The 23,706-nt window shown below is 74.1% G+C and carries 19 protein-coding genes, 1 rRNA gene and 1 pseudogene; 14 read left to right on the forward strand and 7 right to left on the reverse strand.

Annotated elements, in window-relative coordinates:
• The 9 genes from rrf to J1M38_RS06785 all read left to right on the forward strand — a co-directional run.
• Positions 1 to 98: ribosomal RNA gene (gene rrf, locus J1M38_RS06745) — 5S ribosomal RNA — on the forward strand; the annotation flags it as partial.
• Between the two features lie 519 nt (positions 99 to 617).
• The gene (locus J1M38_RS06750; protein ID WP_223247459.1) at positions 618 to 1,520 is read left to right on the forward strand and encodes a hypothetical protein; all 903 of its coding nucleotides are present in this window, start codon (positions 618 to 620) and stop codon (positions 1,518 to 1,520) included.
• Positions 1,517 to 2,347 (forward strand): HAD-IIA family hydrolase, encoded by an 831-nt coding sequence (locus tag J1M38_RS06755; RefSeq protein WP_049147786.1) that lies wholly within the window; start codon positions 1,517 to 1,519, stop codon positions 2,345 to 2,347. Before J1M38_RS06750 ends, J1M38_RS06755 begins: the two co-directional genes overlap by 4 nt.
• Positions 2,340 to 3,182, forward strand: a complete 843-nt coding sequence (locus tag J1M38_RS06760) for a TlyA family RNA methyltransferase (protein WP_145015970.1) — start codon at positions 2,340 to 2,342, stop codon at positions 3,180 to 3,182. The genes J1M38_RS06755 and J1M38_RS06760 overlap by 8 nt, the downstream gene beginning before the upstream one ends.
• Positions 3,183 to 3,296: 114 nt before the next feature.
• Positions 3,297 to 4,385, forward strand: coding sequence for an NAD kinase (locus tag J1M38_RS06765; RefSeq protein WP_036383271.1), 1,089 nt, complete (start codon positions 3,297 to 3,299; stop codon positions 4,383 to 4,385).
• Positions 4,382 to 6,124, forward strand: coding sequence for a DNA repair protein RecN (gene recN, locus J1M38_RS06770; protein WP_036383274.1), 1,743 nt, complete (start codon positions 4,382 to 4,384; stop codon positions 6,122 to 6,124). The genes J1M38_RS06765 and recN overlap by 4 nt, the downstream gene beginning before the upstream one ends.
• Before the next feature lie 41 nt (positions 6,125 to 6,165).
• Positions 6,166 to 6,873, forward strand: a complete 708-nt coding sequence (locus J1M38_RS06775; RefSeq protein ID WP_044659884.1) for an NUDIX hydrolase — start codon at positions 6,166 to 6,168, stop codon at positions 6,871 to 6,873.
• Positions 6,870 to 7,886, forward strand: coding sequence for a site-specific tyrosine recombinase XerD (gene xerD, locus J1M38_RS06780; RefSeq protein WP_036315732.1), 1,017 nt, complete (start codon positions 6,870 to 6,872; stop codon positions 7,884 to 7,886). The genes J1M38_RS06775 and xerD overlap by 4 nt, the downstream gene beginning before the upstream one ends.
• Before the next feature lie 9 nt (positions 7,887 to 7,895).
• The gene (locus J1M38_RS06785; protein ID WP_080695883.1) at positions 7,896 to 9,605 is read left to right on the forward strand and encodes a CTP synthase; all 1,710 of its coding nucleotides are present in this window, start codon (positions 7,896 to 7,898) and stop codon (positions 9,603 to 9,605) included.
• A gap of 245 nt (positions 9,606 to 9,850) precedes the next feature.
• On the opposite strand, the gene J1M38_RS06790 is transcribed toward J1M38_RS06785, so the two are convergent.
• From J1M38_RS06790 to J1M38_RS06805, 4 genes are read right to left on the reverse strand one after another with little or no spacing between them, the layout of a single operon-like run.
• A complete protein-coding gene (locus J1M38_RS06790) occupies positions 9,851 to 10,996 on the reverse strand; it encodes a bifunctional 2-methylcitrate synthase/citrate synthase (RefSeq protein ID WP_044659885.1) in 1,146 nt (381 codons plus the stop codon).
• Between the two features lie 56 nt (positions 10,997 to 11,052).
• Complete coding sequence (prpB, locus tag J1M38_RS06795) at positions 11,053 to 11,991, reverse strand: methylisocitrate lyase (RefSeq protein WP_036315724.1); 939 nt, start codon at positions 11,989 to 11,991, stop codon at positions 11,053 to 11,055.
• Positions 11,991 to 13,517: an MmgE/PrpD family protein gene (locus J1M38_RS06800; protein WP_036315722.1), complete on the reverse strand. Its 1,527-nt coding sequence runs from the start codon at positions 13,515 to 13,517 to the stop codon at positions 11,991 to 11,993. Before J1M38_RS06800 ends, prpB begins: the two co-directional genes overlap by 1 nt.
• Entirely contained in the window at positions 13,514 to 14,203 is a 690-nt protein-coding gene (locus J1M38_RS06805) for a GntR family transcriptional regulator (RefSeq protein WP_020628108.1), read from the reverse strand. Before J1M38_RS06805 ends, J1M38_RS06800 begins: the two co-directional genes overlap by 4 nt.
• A 216-nt stretch (positions 14,204 to 14,419) precedes the next feature.
• Here J1M38_RS06805 and J1M38_RS06810 point away from each other — a divergent pair, with 216 nt between their 5' ends.
• On the forward strand, positions 14,420 to 16,375 hold the full coding sequence (locus tag J1M38_RS06810) for an AMP-binding protein (RefSeq protein ID WP_036315720.1): 1,956 nt from the start codon (positions 14,420 to 14,422) through the stop codon (positions 16,373 to 16,375).
• Positions 16,376 to 16,381: 6 nt separating this feature from the next.
• Here J1M38_RS06810 and J1M38_RS12245 read toward each other — a convergent pair whose 3' ends face one another.
• The 3 genes and pseudogenes from J1M38_RS12245 to J1M38_RS12255 all read right to left on the reverse strand — a co-directional run.
• Positions 16,382 to 17,098 (reverse strand): response regulator, encoded by a 717-nt coding sequence (locus tag J1M38_RS12245; RefSeq protein ID WP_036338133.1) that lies wholly within the window; start codon positions 17,096 to 17,098, stop codon positions 16,382 to 16,384.
• The gene (locus tag J1M38_RS12250; protein WP_342356216.1) at positions 17,095 to 17,316 is read right to left on the reverse strand and encodes an ATP-binding protein; all 222 of its coding nucleotides are present in this window, start codon (positions 17,314 to 17,316) and stop codon (positions 17,095 to 17,097) included. Before J1M38_RS12250 ends, J1M38_RS12245 begins: the two co-directional genes overlap by 4 nt.
• A gap of 955 nt (positions 17,317 to 18,271) precedes the next feature.
• A pseudogene (locus J1M38_RS12255) lies at positions 18,272 to 18,985 on the reverse strand (hypothetical protein); the annotation flags it as partial.
• Between J1M38_RS12255 and J1M38_RS06825 the strand changes: the two are divergent.
• The 4 genes from J1M38_RS06825 (at position 18,906) to J1M38_RS06840 (ending at position 23,705) form a co-directional block, all read left to right on the forward strand.
• A complete protein-coding gene (locus J1M38_RS06825; protein ID WP_044659886.1) occupies positions 18,906 to 20,267 on the forward strand; it encodes a cation:dicarboxylate symporter family transporter in 1,362 nt (453 codons plus the stop codon). The pseudogene J1M38_RS12255 and the gene J1M38_RS06825 overlap by 80 nt on opposite strands.
• 241 nt (positions 20,268 to 20,508) lie before the next feature.
• Complete coding sequence (locus J1M38_RS06830) at positions 20,509 to 21,369, forward strand: ParA family protein (RefSeq protein ID WP_036315755.1); 861 nt, start codon at positions 20,509 to 20,511, stop codon at positions 21,367 to 21,369.
• A gap of 222 nt (positions 21,370 to 21,591) precedes the next feature.
• Positions 21,592 to 22,548, forward strand: a complete 957-nt coding sequence (locus J1M38_RS06835; protein ID WP_041102683.1) for a pseudouridine synthase — start codon at positions 21,592 to 21,594, stop codon at positions 22,546 to 22,548.
• Complete coding sequence (locus J1M38_RS06840) at positions 22,545 to 23,705, forward strand: prephenate dehydrogenase (RefSeq protein WP_063189213.1); 1,161 nt, start codon at positions 22,545 to 22,547, stop codon at positions 23,703 to 23,705. Before J1M38_RS06835 ends, J1M38_RS06840 begins: the two co-directional genes overlap by 4 nt.
• The last annotated feature ends 1 nt before the right edge of the window (position 23,706 follow it).

Raw genomic sequence — 23,706 nt, forward strand, 5'->3', positions numbered from 1 at the left:
GGGAAACGCCCGGTTCCATTCCGAACCCGGAAGCTAAGGCCCACAGCGCCGATGGTACTGCAGCCGGGAGGTTGTGGGAGAGTAGGTCGCCGCCGGACATTCTTTGAGGGAGGGCCTCGCACCGTTGTGTGCGAGGCCCTTCCCGCATTTCTGGACTGTTTTCCCCGCAAGGACGGTCTGCCACAGGCTCCGGGCACTAGCCTGGTCCCCTGAGGACCCGGCCGCGAGGCCGGCACATGAGGAACAGAGACCGCGTTCCCGCGGACCGTCGCGGCGTGACGCCCAGGAAGGACACCATGGCTGAGGACACCCCCCGAGAGCGCCGCGAGGACCGCGGATCCGAGGGCCGCGGGCCCCGTGGTGGCGGTGATGGCCGGCGTCGTGGCGGTGACCGCGACGGACGTCCTCGCAGCGGTGCCGGTGACCGGCGCCGCTCCGGCGGGCCTCACGAGGACCGGCGGCGCGGCCCGGGCCAGGGGGGCGGACGCCCCGAGCGCCGCGGTGCGCCGACGGGCCCTCGTCGCGAGGACCGCGCCGAACGACCCGCGCACAATCCCGGTGACCTCCGAGCGGCGAATCGTGCGGACCAGGAGCGCTCTCCGGACATCGACCCGGACGTGACGGGCCAGGAGCTCGACCGCGGCACGCTCAAGGAGATCAACGGCCTTGACGAGCGTCCTGCCAGCTGGGTCGCCAAGCATCTCGTGATGGCCGGCCGCTACCTGGACGTCGACCCGGCGCTGGCGTTCCAGCACGCCCTCGCCGCGTCCCGCAAGGGCGGCCGCCTCTCACGCGTGCGCGAGGCAGTCGCGCTCACCGCCTACGCGGCGGGGGAGTACGCCGACGCGCTGCGCGAGTTCCGCACCTACCGGCGTATGACGGGCGATGACACCCACATCGCCGCGCAGGTGGATAGCGAGCGTGCCCTCGGCCGCACGGAGAAGGCCCTGCAGCTGGCCGCCGAGGTGGATGCCTCGCGTCTGGACCGGGCGGCGCGGGCCGAGCTGGCCATGGTCGTCTCCGGCATCCGCGAGGACGCCGGCGACCTCCAGGGCGCCCATGAGGCCCTGCAGATCCCGGAACTGGACCGGCGGCGCGGCTACCCCTTCTCTCCCCGGCTGTTCCAGCGTCAGGCCGACGTGCTGCTCGCCCTGGGGCGCCGCGACGAGGCTCGGCTCTGGGCGCGTGCCGTGCGCGTCGCGGAGAAGGCCCTCGGCGTGGGCGGGTTCGCGGACCCGGAGATCATCGACGTGGACACCGAGCCGGTCGAGGACCCCCGGGACCGCCGCCCGTCCCCCCGCGAACGGCGCCACGAGCGGTATGCGGCCGAGGCCGGTGCGGAGCCGACGGCGGACGGATCCCCGGCCGAGGAGCCGGAGGCCGCCACGGAGCCGACCGAGGCGCCCCGGCCGGAGGCCGCCGCAGAGCCGCCGGCCGCCGTCGACGCGCCGGACGAGGTCGACCCGAACCAGCTGTCGCTGTTCGACGCCCTCGAGGCCCCGGAGGCGGACGAGCGGTGAGCGCCACGTTCTTCGCCGGTCACGACGGGCTGCTGTGCGACCTGGACGGCGTCGTCTACGCCGGAGGCGGCGCGATCGCCGGGGCGGTCGAGACGCTGTCGACGCTGCAGGAACGGGGCGTGCCGGTCGGGTTCGTGACGAACAACGCCTCCCGCGCGCCGGAGTCTGTGGCCGAGCATCTCCGCACGCTCGGGGTGCCCGCGCAGGCGGGGCAGGTCTTCGGCTCCGCACCGGCGGGCGTCGACCTGCTCGAGGAGACGCTCGGCCGCCGCACCGGCCGGGTGCTCGTGGTCGGCTCGGCGTACCTGCGCGCCGTGGTCGAGGAGCGGGGCTACGAGGTGGTCGCGTCCGCGGCGCAGCGTCCCGACGCGGTGATCCAGGGCTTCGACCCCGGTCTCGGCTGGGCCGATCTGGCGGAGGCGGCGTACGCCGTGCGCGCCGGGGCCACCTGGGTCGCCACCAACCTGGACACCTCGATCCCGCGCGCGGAGGGGATCGCCCCCGGCAACGGGGCCCTCGTCGAGGCGGTGGGCCGGGCCACCGGCACCGCGCCCGTCGCGGCGGGCAAGCCCGAGCCACGACTGTTCCGGACGGCGGCCGAGGCCCTCGGCCTGGCCCGTCCCCTCGTGGTCGGCGACCGCCTGGACACGGACATCCGCGGCGGCAACGCGGCGGGGTTCGACACGGTGCTCGTCCTGACCGGCATCGACACGCGCGAGACCGCGGCCGCCGCCCCCGGGCCGGACCGGCCCACGTGGGTCCGTGCGCACCTGCCCGCTCTGCTCGCCGGCGGGGCCGAGGCCTTCGCGGACCCACGGCGTGGCTGAGACCGCACGCGCCGACGTCGCCCTGGCCGCCCGGGGCCTGGCCCGCTCCCGCACGGAGGGCGCGGCGCTCATCCGCGCGGGGCAGGTCCTCCTCGACGGCCGCCCGGTGCGCCGGCCCTCCGACCGCGTGGCCGCCGACGCCACGCTGCGCCTGCGCGACCCGGGCCCGCGGTACGTCTCCCGTGCGGCCCACAAGCTCGTCAGCGCGCTCGAGGCATTCCCGGACGTCGCCGTGGCCGGCCGCCGGGCGCTCGACGCCGGGGCCTCCACCGGCGGATTCACCCAGGTCCTCCTCGAGCGGGGCGCCGAACGGGTGGCCGCCGTCGACGTGGGCCACGACCAGCTGGCCCCGCCCGTCCGGGCCGACCCCCGCGTCCTCGTGCGCGAGGGGCTCAACGTCCGCGACCTCAGGGCCGAGGACATCGACGGTCCGGTGGACCTGGTGGTCTCCGACCTGTCCTTCATCTCGCTGCGCCTCGTCCTCGCCCCGCTCGCGGGCGTGTGCCGACCCGGCGCGGAGCTGCTGCTCATGGTCAAGCCCCAGTTCGAGGTCGGGCGGCGCGCCCTGCCGCGCTCCGGCGTCGTCACCGATCCGGACGCCCGCCGCGACGCCGTCGCCGGGGTGGCCGCGGCCGCGCTGGGCGCCGGCCTCGCCCCCCGCGGCCTCACCCGATCCGACCTGGCCGGCCAGGACGGGAACGCCGAGTTCTTCCTGCGGCTCCACCGCCCCGACGCCACCGCGGCCGACGACCCGGCCGGCAGGACGAGCCCGGCCACGCCCGCCGACGAGCGCGCCGCCGGGTGGGTCCGGGGCGCCCACATCGACTGGTCCTGACCCGCGTCCGGGGGGGCGCCGCCCGTCCACGGGCGCGGGGCCACCGGTTCGCGTGTCCGATCTCGTGGCTATCCTGGAGCGCAGTGCCCGGCACCCCGGCTCGCGGAAGGAACCATGCCCTACACCCCCGGACGTCGTGTCCTCGTCCTGACCCACACGGGCCGCGAGGACGCCATCAGCGCGGCGCTGCAGGCCACCCGCATGTTCGCGGAGGAGGGCCTGGTCAGCGTCATGCTCGAACAGGACGTGGCCGCCATCCGCGCGGCCGCGGGGGACCCCCCGGAGTTCGCGCCGGAGGCCCTCGGGGTCGACTGCGAGCTCGAGGACATCACCCTCGGCCTCGTCCTCGGCGGCGACGGCTCGGTGCTGCGGGCGGCCGACTTCGTCCGCGGCCACAACGTGCCACTGCTGGCGGTGAACCTGGGCCACGTCGGCTTCCTCGCCGAGTCCGAGCGCACCGACCTGCACCGCACCGTCCAGGCGATCGCCTCGGAGTCCTACGTGGTGATCGAGCGCATGGCCCTGGACGTCGTCGTGCTCGTGGAGGGCCGCGAGGTGGCCCGCACGTGGGCCCTCAACGAGGCCTCCGTGGAGAAGTCCCACCGGGAGCGGATGCTCGAGGTGGTCGTCTCCGTGGACAACTCGCCGCTGACGGCCTTCGGCTGCGACGGCGTCGTCCTGGCCACCCCCACCGGCTCCACCGCCTACGCCTTCTCCGGCGGGGGCCCCGTCGTGTGGCCCTCCGTGGAGGCCCTGCTGTGCGTGCCCATCAGCGCCCACGCCCTGTTCACCCGCCCCCTCGTGGTGGGTCCGCGCTCCACGATCGGCGTGGACGTGCTCACCCGCACCCGCGAGACCGGTGTGCTGTGGTGTGACGGCCGGCGCACCGTCGAACTGCCGCCGCAGGCCCGGATCGAGGTGTCCCGGTCGGCGGAGCCGGTGCGCCTGGCCCGTCTCAACCCGACGCCCTTCGCGGAACGGCTCGTGCGCAAGTTCCGGCTGCCCACGGACGGCTGGCGCGGCCCCGTCACCGCCCAGGAGCGGGCGGGCGTGCTCCACGCGGTGGAGACCGTCGAGCCGCGGCACGCGGGGCCGCGTCCCGACGTCGTCGAACCGGCCACCATGCCGCTGTCGGTGCTCTCGCCCGCGGACATCCAGCGCCACCGCGACCGCGGGGCGCGTCACCCCGGGGAGGACGCATGATCGACCATCTGAGGATCTCGGGGCTCGGCGTGATCGGCGAGGCCACCGTGGACCTGGACCCCGGCTTCACCGTCGTCACCGGCGAGACCGGCGCCGGCAAGACCATGGTGGTCACCGCCCTGGGCCTGCTGCTCGGCGCTCGCGCCGACGCGGGCGCGGTCCGCCGGGGCTCGTCCCGTGCCGTCGTGGACGCCGGCGTCCGCCTGCCCGAGGCGCACGCCGCGCTCGCCCTCGCCGAGGACGCCGGGGCCGTGCTGGACGAGGCCGACGAGGGCGTCCGGGAGCTCGTCCTGAGCCGCAGCGTCACGGCGTCCGGGGAGGGGACCCGCTCGCGCGCCGCCGCCGGCGGGCGGACCGTGCCCGTCGGCCTGCTCGCCGAGATCGGGGCGACCCTCGTGGCCGTGCACGGCCAGAACGACCAGGTCCGCCTCCAGGGCGCCGACGCCCAGCGGCACGCCCTCGATGCGTTCGGCGGCGCCGAGCTCGCCGCGGCCCTGCGCGCCTACCGCGCGGACCACGCCGCCTGGACCGCCGCGCGTCGGGAGCGCGAGGAGCTCACCGCCCACCGCCAAGAGCGGGCCCGCGAAGCCGAGGCGCTCCAGCGCTCGCTCGAGGAGATCGACCTCGCCGAGCCGCAGGAGGGCGAGGACGAGGAGCTGCGGGCTCTCATCCGCCGGCTCGAGGACGTCGAGGAGCTGCGCGCCGCCTCCGGGGAGGCACACGCCCGACTGGCCGGCCCCGACGTGGACACGATGGACGAGACCCCCGGCGCCGTCAGCCTCGTGGAGGCGGCGCAGCAGGCCGTGCTCGCCGCCCCCGGCGACGACCCCGAGCTCGCCGCCGCGGCCGCGCGCCTGGCCGAGGCCGCCGTCGTGCTCACGGACATCGCCGGCGACCTGGCCCGCTACACCGCTGACCTGGACGCCGACGCGGCCTCCGACCTCGACGCGGCCCAGTCGCGGCTGGCCGAGCTCACACGACTGCAGCGGCTCTACGGGCCGGAGCTCGCCGACGTGATCGACTGGGCCCGGACCCAGCGTCCGCGCCTGGACGAGCTGCAGGGCGACTCCGGCCGCCTCGAGGAGCTCGAGGCGGAGGTCGACCGGCTCGACGCCGCGCTGCGCGAACGGGCCGCGACCCTCACCGCCCTGCGCACCGCGGCCGCCGAGCGGCTCGAGACCGCGGTGACCGAGGAGCTGCACGCCCTGTTCATGCCGGACGCCTCGTTCCACGTGGGACTGACGCCGGTCGCCGGGGACGGTCTCGGCCCGTACGGCGCTGAGGACGTCACGCTCGCCCTGCGCCCCCACGCGGGTGTCGAGCCCCGGCCCCTGGGCCGCGGCGCCTCCGGCGGCGAGCTCTCCCGCGTGATGCTCGCCCTCGAGGTGGTCCTGGCCGCCACGGACCCGGTGCCCACCTTCGTGTTCGACGAGGTCGACGCCGGCGTGGGCGGTGAGGCCGCCGTGCGGATCGGGGCCCGCCTGGCCCGGCTCGCCCGCCACGTGCAGGTCATCGCCGTGACGCACCTGCCCCAGGTCGCCGCCTACGCGGACCGGCACGTGCGGGTGGAGAAGAACTCGGACCCGGCCGCGGGTGTGACCACCTCCGACGTCGTGACGCTGACGGCCGACGAACGGGTCGAGGAGCTCGCCCGCATGCTCGCCGGGCACGGGGACTCCGCGGCGGCCCGCGAGCACGCCCGGGAGCTGCTCGAGTCCTCCGCCCGCGAACGCGGCTGACCCGGTCCGCGGACGCCGCCCCGACATGAAAGGATCGCCCCATGCCTGAGATCCCCGCGTCCGCGGGACGCTCGCCCCTGCGCGACCTGCACGTCCCCCGCCCGGTGAAGAAGTCGAAGACCGTCTACGAAGGCCGAGTGTGGGACATCGCCCGGGAGTCGTTCCGCCTGGACCCGGCGGACAAGTCCCAGGATCCCCTGACCCGGGAGCTGATGGTGCACCCGGGCGCCGTGGCGATCCTCGCGGTCCGCACCAAGCTCACCACCACCGGCCCCCGCGAGCAGGTGGCCCTCGTCCGCCAGTACCGCCACCCCGTGGGCATGGAGCTGTGGGAGATCCCGGCGGGCCTGCGGGACGTGGACGGGGAGGACCTCCACCAGGTCGCCGTCCGTGAGCTGGCCGAGGAGGCCGACCTGCGCGCCCGCGAGTGGCACACCCTCGTCGACTACTACACGACCCCGGGCGGCTCCAGCGAGGCGATCCGCGTGTTCCTGGCCCGTCAGATCGAAGAGATCCCCGACGGCGAGCGGCACACCCGGCAGGACGAGGAGGCCGCCATGCCGCTCGTGTGGGTCGGCGTCGACGAGGTGACCGACGCCGTCCTGGATGGGCGCGTGCACAACCCCTCCACGGTCGTGGCGATCCTCGCCCTGTGCGCCCACCGCGCCCAGGGGTGGCGGCGCCTGCGCCCCGTGGACGCCCCCTTCGTCCCGGACCGCCACGGCCCCGGGGCGGACTGGCCCGCGTGAGCACCGACCCGGCCGCCCGGGGGAGCGGCGAGGCCGAGGCCCGTGGGAGCCGTGGGGGCCGGGGCGCGGAGTCCGCGCTCGCGGCCCCGTTCCGCCGCCACCTGGAGCACCTGGCCGTCGAGCGGGGCCTCGCCGCGAACACGCTGGCCGCCTACCGCCGCGACCTCGAGCGCTACCGCCGCTGGCTCGAAGCCCACGGGGTGCGCGCCCCCGCCGACGTCGACCCCGGCCACGTCTCCGGCTTCCTGCGGGCGCTGGGCACCGGCGAGGACGGCGGGCGGCCCCTCGCGGTCCGCTCGGCGGCCCGCGTGCTCGCGGCCGTGCGCGGCCTGCACCGGTTCTGGGCCCTCGAGGGACTCACGCCCGCCGACCCCGCCCGCGACGTCCACCCGCCGAAGCCGGGCGACCGCCTGCCGAAGGCGCTCCCCGTGGAGCAGGTGACGGCGCTGCTGGAGGCCGTGCCCGTCGACACCCCCGCCGGACTGCGGGACCGCGCGCTGCTCGAGTTCCTCTACGGCACCGGCGCCCGCATCTCCGAGGTGGTCGGCCTCGACGTCGACGACGTGGTGGGGCTCGCGCAGACCGGGGACGACGGCGGCCAGCCCGTGGTCCGCCTGTTCGGCAAGGGGTCCAAGGAGCGCGTGGTGCCGATCGGCTCCTACGCGGCCGCCGCGCTCGACGCATGGCTGGTGCGGGGACGGCCCACGATCATGACGGGAGTCACACGCTCCACGCCCGCCCTGTTCGTCAACGCCCGCGGGGGCCGGCTCTCCCGGCAGTCCGCGTGGGCCGTGCTGAAGCGGGCGGCCGAGCGCGCCGGCCTCGAGGCGGACGTCTCGCCCCACACCCTGCGCCACTGCTTCGCCACGCACCTGCTGGCCGGCGGCGCGGACGTCCGCGTGGTCCAGGAGCTGCTCGGGCACGCGTCCGTGACCACCACGCAGGTGTACACCCTCGTCACCGTGGACTCCCTGCGCGAGGTCTACTCCGCCGCGCATCCGCGCGCGCGCTGAGCCCCGCACCTGATACGCTCAAAATCCGTGGTGAAACGAACTTCTCGTACTCAGACGTCCACGCGCGTCACCCGTCACGTGTTCGTGACCGGCGGTGTCGCCTCCTCCCTCGGCAAGGGGCTCACGGCCTCCTCGCTCGGCCACCTGCTCAAGGCGCGCGGGCTCAGGGTGGTGATGCAGAAGCTCGACCCCTACCTCAACGTGGACCCGGGCACCATGAACCCGTTCCAGCACGGCGAGGTGTTCGTCACCGAGGACGGCGCCGAGACGGACCTGGACATCGGCCACTACGAGCGCTTCCTCGACGAGGACCTCGACGGCCTGGACAACGTGACCACCGGCCAGGTGTACTCCACCGTGATCGCCCGCGAGCGCCGCGGCGAGTACCTCGGGGACACCGTCCAGGTCATCCCGCACATCACCGACGAGATCTGCCGCCGGATGCGCCTGCCCGCGGAGCCCCGCGGCGACCGCCCCGCCCCGGACGTGATCATCACGGAGATCGGCGGCACCGTCGGCGACATCGAGTCGCAGCCCTTCCTCGAGGCCGCCCGCCAGGTCCGCCAGGACGTCGGCCGCGACGACGTCTTCTTCCTGCACGTCTCCCTCGTGCCGTACATCGGCCCCTCGCAGGAGCTCAAGACCAAGCCCACCCAGCACTCCGTGGCCGCCCTGCGCTCGATCGGCATCCAGCCGGACGCGATCGTGCTGCGCTCGGACCGGGCCGTCCCCGACGATGTCCGCGGCAAGATCGCCCGCATGTGCGACGTCCCGCAGGACGCCGTCGTCAACTGCGCCGACGCCCCCTCCATCTACGACATCCCCCGCGTCATCCACGACCAGGGCCTCGACGCCCACGTGGTGCAGTCCCTGGACCTGAAGTTCAAGGACGTGGACTGGACCGCGTGGGATGCCCTCATGGACGCCGTGCACCACCCGGAGCACGAGCTCACGGTGGCGCTCGTGGGCAAGTACGTGGACCTGCCGGACGCCTACCTGTCCGTCACCGAGGCGCTGCGCGCCGGTGGCTTCGCCCACCGGGCCAAGGTGGGCATCCGCTGGGTGGCCGCGGACGAGTGCGCCACCCCCGAGGGCGCGGCGGTGGCGCTCGCGGACGTCGACGCCGTGTGTGTGCCCGGCGGCTTCGGCGTGCGCGGGCTCGAGGGCAAGCTCGGCGCGCTGCGGCACGCCCGCGAGCAGCGGATCCCGACGCTGGGTCTGTGCCTGGGCCTGCAGTCCATGGTCATCGAGTACGCCCGCAACGTCCTCGGCCTGGAGGACGCGGACTCCACCGAGTTCGACCCGGAGACCGCCTCGCCCGTGATCGCCACCATGGCCGAGCAGGAGCAGATCGTGGCCGGCGAGGGGGACCTCGGCGGCACCATGCGCCTGGGCGCCTTCCCCGCGACCCTGCGCCCGGGCTCCGTGGTGGCCGAGGCCTACGGCACCACCGAGGTGACCGAGCGCCACCGCCACCGCTACGAGGTGAACAACGCCTACCGCGACCGCCTCGAGGAGGCCGGTCTCGCGATCTGCGGCACCTCCCCGGACGGCGCCCTCGTGGAGTTCGTGGAGCTGCCCCGGGACGTGCACCCGTACTACGTGTCCACGCAGGCCCACCCGGAGTTCTCCTCCCGGCCGACCCGCCCGCACCCGCTGTTCGCCGGCCTCGTCGCCGCCGGCCTGGCCCGCCGCGCCGACGCGGCGGCCCGGCGCTGAGGGGCCGACGACCGGCCCGACACAGTGGTCACGACACGCCGTCGCCGCGCCCGGCACGCGGCGTGTCGTGACCACTCTGCGAGGGCGTCGCACCGATGACGACACGACGACGGCGGGCCGCCCCACCCGGGGCGACCCGCCGTCGTCGTGCACGCGGCACCGCGCCGCGAGCGAATGGGGCGACGTGTCGGAGGTGATCTGCGTCTACACCTCCGACAAGTCGCCCCGACCGCCCCTCACGAGGCTCAGCCCGCCGGCAGCTCCCGCTGCTCGGGGCCGTCGTAGGCCGAGAGCGGGCGGATCAGCGCGTTCGCGGCGCGCTGCTCCATGATGTGGGCGGTCCAGCCGGTGATGCGTGAGGCGATGAAGATCGGCGTGAACAGCTCGGTGTCGAAGCCCATGAGGTGATACGTCGGGCCGGCGGGGTAGTCGAGGTTCGGCTTGATCTGCTTGGCCTCGTCCATGGCCTGCTCCAGACCGTCGTACAGGCCGAGCATCTCCTCGCGGCCGTAGTGCTCGATCATCCGGTCCAGTGCGGCCTTCATGGTGGGCACGCGGGAGTCGCCGTTCTTGTAGACGCGGTGGCCGAAGCCCATGACCTTCTTCTTCTGGGCCAGGGCGTCCTCCATCCATGCCTTCGCTCGGGCGGCGGCGTCCTCACGGGACTCCTCCTTCCGGATGCCGATCTCGTCGAAGGTGTGCATCACGGCCTCGTTGGCGCCGCCGTGCAGCGGGCCCTTGAGCGCGCCGATCGCACCGGTCACGGCCGAGTGCAGGTCGGAGAGCGTCGAGGTGATCACGCGCGCGGTGAAGGTCGAGGCGTTGAACGAGTGCTCGGCGTACAGCACCATCGAGACGCGGAACGCGTCCACGACCTCCGGGGCGGCCTCCTCGCCGAACGTCATCCACAGGAAGTTCTGCGAGTAGTCCAGGTCCTCACGCGGCTCCACCACCTCCTGGCCGCGGCGACGGCGCTGGTCGTAGGCGACGACGGCCGGGAACGCCGCGAACAGCGCCTGGGCCTTCTCCAGCTCGGCCTCGGGGGAGGAGTCCTCCGCCTTCGGGTGGTTCGCGCCGAGCACGGACACGGCGGTGCGGCCGACGTCCATGGGGTGGCAGTCGGTGGGCAGCAGGTCGATGGCCTGCTTCACCTTCGGGTCGAGGGCACGGTGGGTGCGCTCGAAGCGCTCGAACGCGGTCAGCTCCTCGTCCGTGGGCAGCTCACCCGTCCAGAGCAGCAGCGCGACGGCCTCGAACGAAAGCTGCGCGGCCAGGTCCTGCACGGGATAGCCGCGATACAGCAGGGAGTTCGTCTCCGGGTTGACCTTGGAGATCGCCGTGGTGTCCACGACGACGCCGGCCAGGCCCTTCTTGATCTCGGTCTCGGTCATGGTGTCCCTCCTCGGGGAGTGGGGCCCGCCCGCGCACGGGCGGGCCCGGTGACGGGTCAGAGGTCGGCGTGGTTGGCGCCGATGTCGAGCGTGGGCACGTCGAAGTTGAAGATGCCCGTGTCGAAGGCGTTGTAGCCCTCGTAGTCCACCAGCTCGTACAGGCGGGCGCGGGTGAGCATCTGCTCCACCTGCGACTGCTGGGTGCCCTCCTCCTTGATGGCGTGGAGCACGCGCTCGGCGGCGCCCATCGCGGAGCGCAGCAGGGTGACCGGGTAGATCACCATCGCGACGCCGGCGTCGGCCAGCTGCCGGCGGGTGAACAGCTCGGACTTGCCGAACTCGGTCATGTTCGCCAGGACCGGGACCCCGAGGGGCTCCAGCTCGCGACACACGGTCTCGAACTCGCCGATGTCCTTCAGGGCCTCCGGGAAGATCGCGTCCGCACCGGCCTCCACGAGCGCCTTCATGCGGGCGATCGCGGCGTCCAGGCCCTCCACGGCACGCAGGTCGGTGCGCGCCATGATGAGGAAGTTCGGGTCCCGGCGGGCGTGGACGGCGGCGGCGATGCGCTTGACCGCGGTGTCGAGCTCCACCATGTTCTTGCCGTCGAGGTGGCCGCACCGCTTGGGGTTGAACTGGTCCTCGATGTGGCAGCCGGCCAGGCCGGCGTTCTCGAACTCCTGCACCGTGCGGGCCACGTTCATCGGCTCGCCGAAGCCCGTGTCCGCGTCGATGAGGCACGGCAGGTCCGTGAGGCGGGCGATCTGCCCGCCGCGCACGGCCACCTCGGTGAGCGTGGTCAGCCCGACGTCGGGCAGGCCCAGCTCGTTCGCGAGCACGCCGCCGGAGATGTACACCCCGGGGAAGCCCTTCTCCTGGATCAGCTTGGCGGTCAGCGGGGTGAACGCGCCCGGGAACTGCTGGGCGCCGCCCTGCTTCAGGGTCTGCCGCAGGTCGATCCGCTTCTGTTCGGCCGTCTTCGTCGAGTACAGCATCAGAACAGGCCCTTCGGGGCGGCGGCGAGGTCGGCCTCGGACAGGAACGCCGGGTCCGCCAGGATGTTCAGCTGGTCCAGCTCGCCGGGCTGCAGCTCGGCCACGCGCTCGGCGGCGGCCAGGAAGCGGTCCTGCTCCTCCTTCGAGACGATGCCCTCGGCCAGGGTGCGGAACTTCTGGATGTACTGCTCGCGGGCGAACGGCCGGGCGCCGAGCGGGTGGGCGTCGGCCACGGCGATCTCGTCGGTGATGACGGTGCCGTCCTTGAGGGTGATCTCCACCGCTCCGCCGAACGCCTTCTCCGCGAGGTCCAGCGAGTGGTAGCGGCGGGTCCACTCCGGGTCCTCCACGGTGGTCACCCGGTGCCACAGGGCCACGGTGTCCTCGCGCTGGGCGCGCTCGGGGGCGTAGGAGTCCACGTGGTGCCAGGAGCCGTCCTGCAGGGCCACGGTGAAGATGTAGGGGATCGAGTGGTCGAGGGTCTCGCGCGAGGCCGTCGGATCGTACTTCTGCGGGTCGTTGGCGCCCGAGCCGATCACGTAGTGGGTGTGGTGCGAGGTCTTGATCAGCACCGACTCGACGTTCGCCGGGTCGGTGGCCTCCGGGTGCTCCCTGTGGAGCTTGCGGGCCAGGTCGATCCAGGCCTGGGCCTGGTACTCGGCCGAGTGCTCCTTGGTGTAGGTGTCCAGGATGCCGCGCTTGGGCTCGCCCTGCTCGGGCAGCGGCACCTCGTAGGAGGCGTCCGGGCCGTCCAGCAGCCAGGCGATCACGCCGTCCTCGCCCTCGTAGATCGGGACGGGGGAGGTCTGGCCGCGCATGGCGCGGTCCACGGCCTCGACGGCCATCTTGCCGGCGAACGCCGGGGCGTGGGCCTTCCACGTGGAGATCTCGCCCTTGCGGGACTGGCGGGTGGCGGTGGTGGTGTGCAAGCCCTGGCCGATGGCCTGGAAGATGGTCTCGGTGTCCAGGCCGAGCAGGGTGCCGATGCCGGCGGAGGCGGAGGGGCCGATGTGGGCCACGTGGTCGATCTTGTGGCCGTACAGGTTGATGGACTTCACGAGGTCCACCTGGATCTCGTAGCCGGTGGCGATGCCGCGGATCAGGTCCTTGCCGGAGCGGCCGGTGTGCTGGGCGACGGCGAGGATCGGCGGGATGTTGTCGCCCGGGTGGGAGTACTCGGCGGCCAGGAACGTGTCGTGGTAGTCCAGCTCGCGGACGGCCACGCCGTTGGCCCATGCGGCCCACTCGGGGGAGACCTTCTGCTCCACACCGAACACGGAGGCGCCCGCACCGCCGGTGGAGACCGGGTGGGACAGGGCCTGGGCGCGGGCGGCGACGATCGGGCCGCGCTTCAGCGAGGCGACCGCGACGGAGGCGTTGTCGATGATCCGGTTGATGATCATCTCCTCGACCTCGGGCAGCACCTCGACGTCGTCGACGGCCACCTCGGCCAGCTTCCAGGCCAGCTGGTCCTTGCGCTCGAGGTTCTCCTCGGAGCGGTGCACGCGCACGTGATGGTTCTTCATGGTCGGTCTCCTTCGGTGGGGGTCAGCAGGGTCGGGGTCTCCTCGGCGCGGCCGCGCCGGGTCAGATGGTGGAAGGCGTGGTGCAGGTGGACCCGCGTGGTCGCCTCCGCGAGGTCTGCGGCGCCCGAGCCGACGGCGTCGGCGATGTCCGCGTGCTCCGCGGCGGAGGCCGCGAGGCGGGCCGGGTCGTCCGCGGCCAGTCGGCGCAGGCGCGCCAGGTGCAGGCGCAGGGTGCGCAGGGTGGAGACGAGGTAGGGGTTCGCGGCGGCCTCGTCCAGCCGGCTGTCCAGCTCGGCCGTCATCGCGTAGTAGTCCGCCGGGTCGGTCCCGCCGCGCAGGGCCGCCTCGGCCTCCTGGAAACGGCCCGCGAGGACCGTGAACCGCTCGGCCGCCTCCGGGGTGGCCCGCTGCGCGGCCCGGCGCGCCAGGAGGGACTCGAGGGCGATGCGCAGGTCGAACAGCTGGTCCGCCTGTTCGAGGGACAGGTCGGCGACGACGATGCCCCGGCCCGGGGCCTGCTCGGCCAGGCCGTCGGCCACCAGGCGGGAGAGCGCCTCGCGCAGAGGGGTGCGCGAGATGCCCAGGCGCTCGGCCTGCTCCACCTCGCCCAGGCCCGCGCCCGGAGGGAGGGACCAGTCGAGGATCTCCGCCCTCAGGGCCTGGTACGCCCGCTCACTCGCTCGCATGCCGCCAGTGTATACACAACAGTCCCGCCGAGGGCAGGGGGTGTGTCCGATGCGCGTGCCGGGCGACGCCGTCCACGGGGAGCGTCGTCCGGCGTGCGGGGGCTGGGTGGTGCGTCCCCGGCGCGGGTCTCGCGCGTGCCGCCACGCCTCACTGACGGGGCACGAAATGTATACAGATCCCTTGCCCCCTGTGATCCACGGCACTACCCTGGGCGCATGGCGACCCACGATGCCCCCGCCGAAGACCGCCCCTCCGGCGCGTACGCCGACGCCCACGCCCGCTCCCTCCGCGACCCCGAGGGGTTCTGGCTCGACGCGGCGCGCGCCATCGACTGGACCGTCGCGCCCACGCGCGCCCTCGACGACTCCGCCGCGCCTCTGTACCGCTGGTTCCCGGACGGCGAGCTGAACACCGCCTTCAACTGCCTGGACCGGCACGTCGAGGCGGGCCGCGGGGACGCCGTCGCGCTGATCCACGACTCCGCGATGACCGGTGAGGTCACCCGCTACACGTACGCCGAGCTCACGGACGCGGTGGCCCGCCTGGCCGGCGCCCTGGCCGCGCGCGGCGTCGGCAAGGGCGACCGCGTCCTCGTGTACCTGCCGATGATCCCGCAGGCCCACATCGCGATGCTGGCGTGCGCGCGGCTCGGCGCGGTGCACTCCGTGGTCTTCGGCGGCTTCGCCCCGCGCGAGCTCGCCTCCCGCATCGACGACGCCGCCCCCGACGTCGTGCTCACCTGCTCCGGCGGCATCGAGCCCAAGCGCCGGGTCGAATACCTGCCCGCCGTGGCCGAGGCGCTCGAGACCGCCGCGCACCCCGTGCGCACGGTGCTGGTCCACCACCGCGAGGGCTTCGAGACCGCGCTCGCGGACGCCGACGGGCGCGGGGGCGCGAGCTGGGAGGACTGGGGCGAGGCCGTCGCGGCCGCCGAGCCGGCCGACTGCGTCCCGGTGCAGGCCACCGACCCGCTGTACGTGCTCTACACCTCGGGCACCACGGGCAAGCCGAAGGGCGTCGTCCGGGACAACGGGGGCCACGCCGTCGCCCTGCGCTGGACCATGGAGCACATCTACGACGTCGGTCCGGGGCAGGCGATGTGCACGGCCTCGGACGTGGGCTGGGTCGTGGGGCACTCCTACATCGTCTACGGCCCGCTGCTGGCCGGGGCCACCACGGTCATGTACGAGGGCAAGCCCGTGGGCACGCCCGACGCCGGCGCGTTCTGGCGGCTGATCGAGGACCACGGCGTGCGCTCCTTCTTCACGGCCCCCACGGCGCTGCGCGCGATCCGCCGCGCCGACCCCGAGGGCGAGCTGCTCAAGGACCACGACCTGTCCTCCCTGCGGCACTTCTTCGCCGCGGGCGAGCGCCTGGACCCGGAGACGCAGCGGTGGATCGAGGGCCTGCTGGGCATGCCGGTGATCGACCACTGGTGGCAGACCGAGACCGGGTGGGCCATCGCGGCGAACCCGGTGGGCCTGGAGCAGCTGCCGGTGAAGATCGGCTCGTCCTCGGTGCCCTCGCCGGGCGTCGATCTCGTGGTCCTGGACGGCCTGGGCGAGCCCGTGCCCGCCGGGACCGAGGGCAACATCGCCCTGCGGCTGCCGCTGCCCCCGGGCACCCTGCCCACCCTGTGGGGCGACGACCAGCGCTACATCGACTCCTACCTCAGCGCGTTCCCCGGCCATTACGCGACCGGTGACTCCGGCGTCGTGGACGAGGACGGCTACGTGTTCGTGCTCGGCCGCACCGACGACGTCATCAACGTCTCCGGGCACCGGCTGTCCACGGGCGTCCTCGAGGCCGCCCTGGCCGCCCACCCGGCGGTGGCCGAATGTGCCGTGATCGGCATCGCGGACCCGCTCAAGGGCCAGCGGCCCTCGGGCTACGTGGTCCTCAAGTCCGGCGTCGAGACGCCCGAGGCCGGCTCCGAGGCCGAGGCCGCGCTCCTGGACGAGCTGCGTCAGGCGGTGCGCCGCGAGGTGGGCCCGGTGGCGGACTTCCGCGACGTCGTCGTGGTGGACGCGCTGCCCAAGACCCGCTCGGGCAAGATCCTGCGCAAGACCATGCGGCAGATGGCCGACGGCGAGGAGTACGCGGTGCCCTCGACCATTGAGGACCCCGCCGTGCTCGAGGCCCTGGCCGGGGTGCTGCGCCCGGCCCGCTGAGCCCCCTCACGTGCGGCCGGCCCAGCGGTACTCCTGCTCGGGCCGGCCACGGCCGCCGTGCCGGGCCGAGCGCCGCACCCGGCGGATCCGCTCGAGGTGCTCGAGGTAGCGCCGGGCCGTCACGCGGGAGATGCCCAGGCGCTCGCCCACCTCGGCCGCGCTCAGGGCGGTCTCCGGGTCCGCCCCCAGCAGCTCCACCACCTCGCGCAGGGTGCTCTCGGTCAGCCCCTTGGGCAGGGCCTCGGCGCGCCGCTCGCGGGAGACGCGGAAGACGGCGTCCACCTGCTCCTGGCCGTCGAGGGCGCCGTCGCCGGCCAGCATCGCCGAGGCGGCGCGGAACCCGCCCAGCCGATCCGCGAACTCGTCGAACCCGAACGGCTTCACGAGGTACTGCGTCACGCCGTACGCGACGGCGCGGCGCACCACCGGCAGGTCGGTGGCCGCGGTGAGCGCCAGCACCCCGCCGTGGAAGCCGGCCGCGCGCAGTTGGTGCAGGAAGTCCAGGCCGTGCCCGTCCGGCAGGTTCATGTCCAGCAGCACGACGTCGAACGGGAAGCGCCCGTCCGCGTGCAGGCCCGCCGCGGCGACCTGCCGCGCGGCCAACAGGGAGCCGGCCACCGCGGCCACCTCGAAGCCCGGCAGCCGGTCCAGGTGCGCCACGTAGGTCTCGGCCGTCAGCTGCTCGTCCTCGACGACGAGCACCCGGTACGGGCGGGCGGTCATATCTCCTCCTGGGGTCGGGGGTCGCGGGGCACCTCGACGGTGAACACGGTGCCCGAGTCGGTCGCGACGTCCGCGACCCCGCCGGCCTCCTCCGCGATCCGCCGCGTCAGCCACAGCCCCATGCCGCGTCCGGCGGCGCCGACGGGCTTCGTCGACCAGCCCCGGTCGAAGAGTCGGCCGCGGTCCGCGTCGGAGGGTCCGGGGCCGCCGTCGGCCAGCTTGCACGAGCAGGCCCGCGGCGTCCGAGACCACCTCGACGTCGACCCACCGGTCTGCCGCGGACAGGTCGGGTGCGGCGGCCGCGTCGAGGGCGTTGTCCACGAGGTTGCCCAGCACGGTCAGCAGGTCGAGCGGGCGCAGCGGGGCGGGCGCGGTCAGCTCGGCGGACCAGGTCAGCGCCACGCCCCGCTCACGCGCCTGGGCGGCCTTCGCGTCGAGCAGGGCGGCGAGGACGTCGTCGGAGGCCTCCTCGTCCGGGGCGCGGCGGGACAGCACGGCCCGGGCGGCCTCCAGCCGGCCCGACTCGACGAGGGCGAGGGCGGTGTGCAGCTGGTTGGCGTGCTCATGCGTCTGCGCGCGCAGCGCCGTGGTCAGGGTGTGGGCCACGGTGAGCTCGTCGCCGAGCCGCTGCAGGTCGGTGCGGTCGTGCAGGACGAGCACGCGCGATCCCGCCGGGGCGGTGGTCACGCCCTCGCGGGCGGCCGCGGCGAGGGCCGTCGGCGGGACCGACCCGCCGGGGTCGGAACGGCCGGGCGACCGCACGACACGCTGCTGCACCACGAGGACCCGCCCGCCGGCGGCGAGGCTCGCCTCGCCGCTGACCGCGCCCGGCAGGGCCGCGGAGAGCTCGGTGGGCAGTCGAGGCTCGCCCGCGCCCTCCCAGCCGAGCAGGCGCGCGGCGGCGTCGTTGTGCAGGCGGGCCCGCCCGTCCGGGGCGAGGACCACGACGCCGGCCTCGAGCGAGTCCATGGCCGTCTCCGCCAGCAGGAACTGCTCGGCGATCTGCTCGGGGCCGCGTCCGAGCGTCACCCGGTTCAGATACCGGCCCACGAGCCAGGCGACGAGCAGGCCGACGGCGGCCACGGCGGCCGAGCCGAGCAGGATGCCGGGGATCTGGGCCTGGGCCATGATGGCGACATCGGAGATCTGCACGCCCGTCGTGACCACGCCCAGGACGGTGCCGTCCTCCGGGTCCACGACCGGTGCGAGCGCGCGCACCGAACGGCCCGCCGCACCGGTGCTCGAGAGCTCCACGACGGTGTCCCCGGCGACGACGGCGTCCACCGGCTTCGGGTAGCGGACACCGACCTGCTCGGGGCGCCAGCTCGCCAACCGCATCCCGTCCGGGTCCATCACGGTCAGCCACGAGACCTGTGCCTCGGCGATCCAGCCGTCGATCCCGGCCTGCAAGGCGGGGGCGTCGCCGGCCCGCAGGGCCGAGACGAGCGCGGGGTCGCGCGCCACGAGGGTGGTGACGCCCTGGACGTGGCGCTCCTCGACGCGCTGGGCCACCTCGCGGGCCTGGAGGTAGGCGCTCCACACGCTGAACAGGGCGATGGCCGCCACGAGCGCCACGTGGACCACGGCGATCCGCCGGGCGATCGACCACGGGTGGCGCATGCCTCTCCTCCCTCGGGCCGGCGACGCGCCGGTCCACCCCCACGATCCTGCAGTCCGTCGGCCGCCGTGACCACTATGACCGCAATCGTGACCGACACCACCCGGGGCCGCGAGAGTGGTCACATCCCTCCCGCGCCGTTGCGGACCGCTCGGCGGCGCCCCACCACCGCACAGAACGGAACGCCCGATGGCGCACACCCCACCGGCCGAGACCTCGGCCCCGCCGGCCCCGGCGACGAAGAAGGACCGCACCCACTGGCTGTACATCGCCGTGATCGCCTCGGTGGTGCTGGGCGCCGCCGTCGGCCTGTTCTTCCCCGAGTTCGGCAAGTCCCTCAAGCCGCTGGGCGACGGCTTCGTCTCCCTCATCAAGATGATGATCGGCCCGGTCATCTTCTGCACGATCGTCCTCGGCGTCGGCTCGATCGCCAAGGCCGCGACCGTCGGCCGCGTGGGCGGCATCGCCCTGGTCTACTTCATGGCGATGTCCACGTTCGCGCTGGCCATCGGCCTCGTCGTCGGCAACCTCATCCACCCCGGCGAGGGCCTCAAGCTGACGCCCTACGACCCGAACAAGCCCCAGGCCGCGGCGGACGGCACCGTCCAGTTCCTGCTGGACATCATCCCCGGCTCCCTGCCGGTGCTGCCCACCCTGTTCATCGCCCTGCTCGTGGGCTTCGCCCTGCAGCAGATGGGCCCGGCCGGCGCCCCGCTGCTGCGCGGTCTCACCCTGATCCAGGGCGTCGTGTTCCGCATCCTCATGATGGTGATGTGGGTCGCCCCGATCGGCGCCATGGCACTGCTCATGGGCGCCTTCTACCTGACCTGCATCGCCTTCATCGTGGTGGTGCTCGGCACCGTCCTGAAGGTCGTGACCGGCCTGAGCATCCTGGCCCTCATGAAGTACCTGGGCCGGGAGTACCTGCTCATCTTCGCCACCAGCTCCTCCGAGACCGCCCTGCCCCGCCTGATCGCCAAGATGGAGCACGCCGGCGTGGACAAGTCCGTCGTGGGCGTGACCGTGCCCACCGGCTACTCCTTCAACCTGGACGGCACCGCCATCTACCTGACCATGGCCGCGCTCTTCGTCTCCAACGCGATGGGCGCGGAGATGAACCTCGGCGAGCAGATCGGCCTGCTGGTCTTCATGATCATCGCCTCGAAGGGCGCGGCCGGCGTCACCGGCGCGGGCATGGCCACGCTCGCCGCCGGCCTGCAGGCGCACCGACCCGAGCTGCTCGGCGGCATGGGCGTGATCGTGGGCATCGACAAGTTCATGTCCGAGGCCCGCGCCCTGACCAACTTCACCGGCAACGCCGTGGCCACGCTCCTCGTCGGCCGCTGGGTGGGCGAGCTCGACGGCGAGCGTGCCCGGCGCGTCCTCAGCGGCGAGCTGCAGTTCGACGAGGCGACCGTGGCCGGCCACGACGGCGCCGCGCACGACCCGCAGCAGTCCCCGACGATCGCCGAGCAGGCCTACGAGGGTCACCCCGACTCCAGCCTGAACTTCGCCATGGCCGCCGACGGCGACCGGAACCCCGCCCGCTGACGGAGGCGGCGGGCCCGCGCGGCACGCCGCACCGTCGACCACCGGCGACGCCGGGGACGAGCCTGGACACCGGCCCGTCCCCGGCGCCGCCGTCGTCCCGGGAACGCCAGGCACTAGGGTGGGGGAAGATCCGGACACGCCGACGACGGCGGCCGCGGCGCGCCGCGGCCCGCGGCCGGGCGTGCAGACCACCGTGGAAGGAGCCGGCGCCGCCGTGACCTCGAGAGAACCGATCCCCGTGATGACCATCCACGGCGAGCCCGTGCTCGGGCCCACCGGCCGGCCCAAGCACGACTTCCCCGAGCCCGCACCCCTGACCTCGCACGGCCCGGCGCGGATCATCTCGATGGTGAACCAGAAGGGCGGCGTCGGGAAGACGACCTCCACCATCAACCTGGGCGCCGCGCTCGCGGGCTACGGCCGCAGGGTGCTCATGGTGGACTTCGACCCGCAGGGCGCCCTCTCGGCCGGCCTGGGCGCGAACCCGCACGAGCTCGACACCACGGTGTACAACGTGCTCATGGAACGGTCCGTGACCGCGAAGGACGCGATCCTGTCCACGGACTTCGAGAACATGGACCTGCTGCCGGCCAACATCGACCTGTCCGCGGCCGAGGTGCAGCTCGTCAACGAGGTGGCCCGCGAGCAGGTCCTCGAGCGCGCGCTGCGCCAGGTCCGCGACGACTACGACGTGGTCCTCATCGACTGCCAGCCCTCGCTGGGCCTGCTGACCGTCAACGCGCTGACCGCCTCGCACGGCGTGATCATCCCGCTGACCGCCGAGTTCTTCGCGCTGCGCGCGGTCGCCCTGCTCGTCGAGACGATCGAGAAGGTGCAGGACCGGCTCAACCCGGACCTGGAGATCGACGGCGTGCTGGCCACGATGTTCGACCAGCGAACCCTGCACTCCAAGGAGGTCGTGGGCTCGCTGGTGGCCGGCTTCGGGGACCGCGTGTTCGAGACCGTCATCAAGCGGTCCATCAAGTTCGCCGACGCCACGGTGGCGGCCACGCCCATCACCCTGTTCGCCGAGAACCACGACGGCGCCAAGGCCTACCGGCAGCTCGCCCGCGAGCTGATCTGCCGCGGCGGCGCGCCGTGACCGTCCGCTGAGCGCCGACGACGCCGGCCCGGTCCCGTCGCGGGACCGGGCCGGTTCTCTGCGCGCTCGCGGCCGGGGGAGCGGTGGCCGGGAGACGCGACGCCGTCGATCTGCGAGAATGGAGCCGGGCGTGTCCGTCTCCGGGCCGTCCCTCACCCCCTGACCCGTCCGCCGCCGGCCCGACCGGCGCCGTTGACGCGCACCCGAAAGGACGCCCTCCCCATGAACTCCCGCAAGCCGCGAGGCTCCGGACGCACCCCCGCCGTCGGTCGACGGGGCGGCCCGTTCCAGGAGCGCGATTTCCAGCGACAGATCGGTGCCCGCCGCGGCGCCGCCGCCCCCCGTGAGGAGGCCCCCTTCGACGAGGACGCCGTGCCGCGCACCCGCGGCCGCCGCGGCCGCGGCGCCGGCGCCGCCCGGGCCAAGGCCGCCCACCTCGACCGCATCCACGACGAGTCGGGCGAGCGCCTGCAGAAGGTGCTGGCCGCGGCGGGTGTGGCGTCCCGGCGCGTGAGCGAGGACCTCATCGCGGAGGGCCGTGTGGAGGTGGACGGCGTCGTCGTCACCGAGCCCGGCGTGCGCGTGGACCCGGCCCGGGCCGTGATCCGGGTGGACGGCATCTCCGTGCAGACGGACGTGACCAAGCAGTACTTCGTCTTCAACAAGCCCCGCGGCGTGATCTCCACGATGGTGGACCCGGAGGGCCGGCCCTCGATCGCCACCTACCTCAAGCCCGGGCAGGAGCACCTGTTCCACGTGGGCCGTCTGGACAACGAGACCGAGGGCCTGCTCATCCTCACCAACGACGGTGAGCTGGCCAACCGCCTCACCCACCCCAGCTACGAGGTCCCCAAGACCTACGTCGTGCAGACCCGCGGCCCGCTGGCCAAGGGCGTCTCCAACCGGCTGCGCGAGGGCGTGGAACTGGAGGACGGCGTGGCGCAGGTCGACTCGTTCAAGCTCGTCGACTCGACGCCGGGCCACGTGCTCGTCGAGGTCGTGCTGCACTCGGGCAAGAACCGCATCGTGCGTCGCATGTTCCAGGAGATCGGCCACCCGGTCGAGCGGCTCGTCCGCGTCAAGGTGGGCCCCATCCTGCTGGGCGACCAGAAGCAGGGCACCGTCCGCGCGCTCAACGCGCAGGAGCTGGGCCACCTCAAGGCCCTGGTCGGCCTGTGAGCGCGCCCGCCGAGTCCGCCGCCAAGCTCGGTGACGGCCCGGCCGGGATCCCGCAGCCCGTGCTCGTCCGGGGGACCGGTCTGCTGGGCGCCTCGATCGGCATCGGGCTGAGCGCGGCCGGTGTGGACGTGCGCCTGCACGACCCCTCGCCCGCCGCCCTGGCCGTGGCCGCGGACATCCGCGCCGGACGCCCCGCCCGCCTGGACGCCGAGGGCGACGACCTCGACGTCGCCCCGGGACTCGTCGTCGTGGCCGCGCCGCCGGACGTGACCGCCGACGTCGTGGTCGACTCGCTGCGCCGCTGGCCCGCGGCCGTGGTGGTGGACATCGCCTCGGTGAAGGAGGCGGTCGCCGCGGGCGTGCGCGCTGCCGTCGACGACGGCCGCCTGGCCCCGCAGGACGCCGACCGGTACCTCGGGACGCACCCGATGGCCGGCTCCGAGCGGTCCGGTCCCGTGGCGGCCCGCGGCACCCTGTTCACGCAGGCGCCGTGGGTGCTGTGCCCGACGGACACGACGCACCCGGGCGCCCTCGCGGCCGGTCGGGCGCTCGCGCTGACGCTGCAGGCCACCCCGTACCGGATGGCGGCCCGCGCCCACGACGAATCGGTCGCGCTGATCTCGCACCTGCCGCAGATCGCCGCCTCGCTCGTGGCCTCCCGCCTGCAGGACACCCCGGACCAGGCGCTCGCCCTGGCCGGCAACGGGCTGCGGGACACCACCCGGATCGCAGCGTCGGACCCGCAGCTGTGGGTGCAGATCCTCTCCGGCAACGCCGGGCGGATCGTGCCGGCGCTGCACGGGCTGCGGGCGGACCTGGACCGGCTGATCCGCACCCTGGAGGACCCCTCCGCCCCCGGGGCGCGGCTGGACATGGCGCAGCTGATCGCCGAGGGCAACGCCGGTCGGGCACGGGTGCCCGGCAAGCACGGGGCGCCGCCGCAGGCGTTCGCGGTGGTCACGGTGATCGTGGACGACGCCCCCGGGCAGATCGCGGCCCTCCTCGACGAGGTCGGCCGCACGGACGTGAACGTGGAGGACCTGCGGCTCGAGCACGCCTCGGGCCACCGGGTCGGCATGGTGGAGATCTCCGTGCTGCCCGGCCGCAGGGACGAACTCGTGGCGGCGCTGACCGCCGCCGGATGGAAGGTGGTCTGAG

Source organism: Micrococcus sp. KRD070 (assembly GCF_017168435.1).
In the GTDB taxonomy this organism is placed as follows: domain Bacteria; phylum Actinomycetota; class Actinomycetes; order Actinomycetales; family Micrococcaceae; genus Micrococcus; species Micrococcus luteus.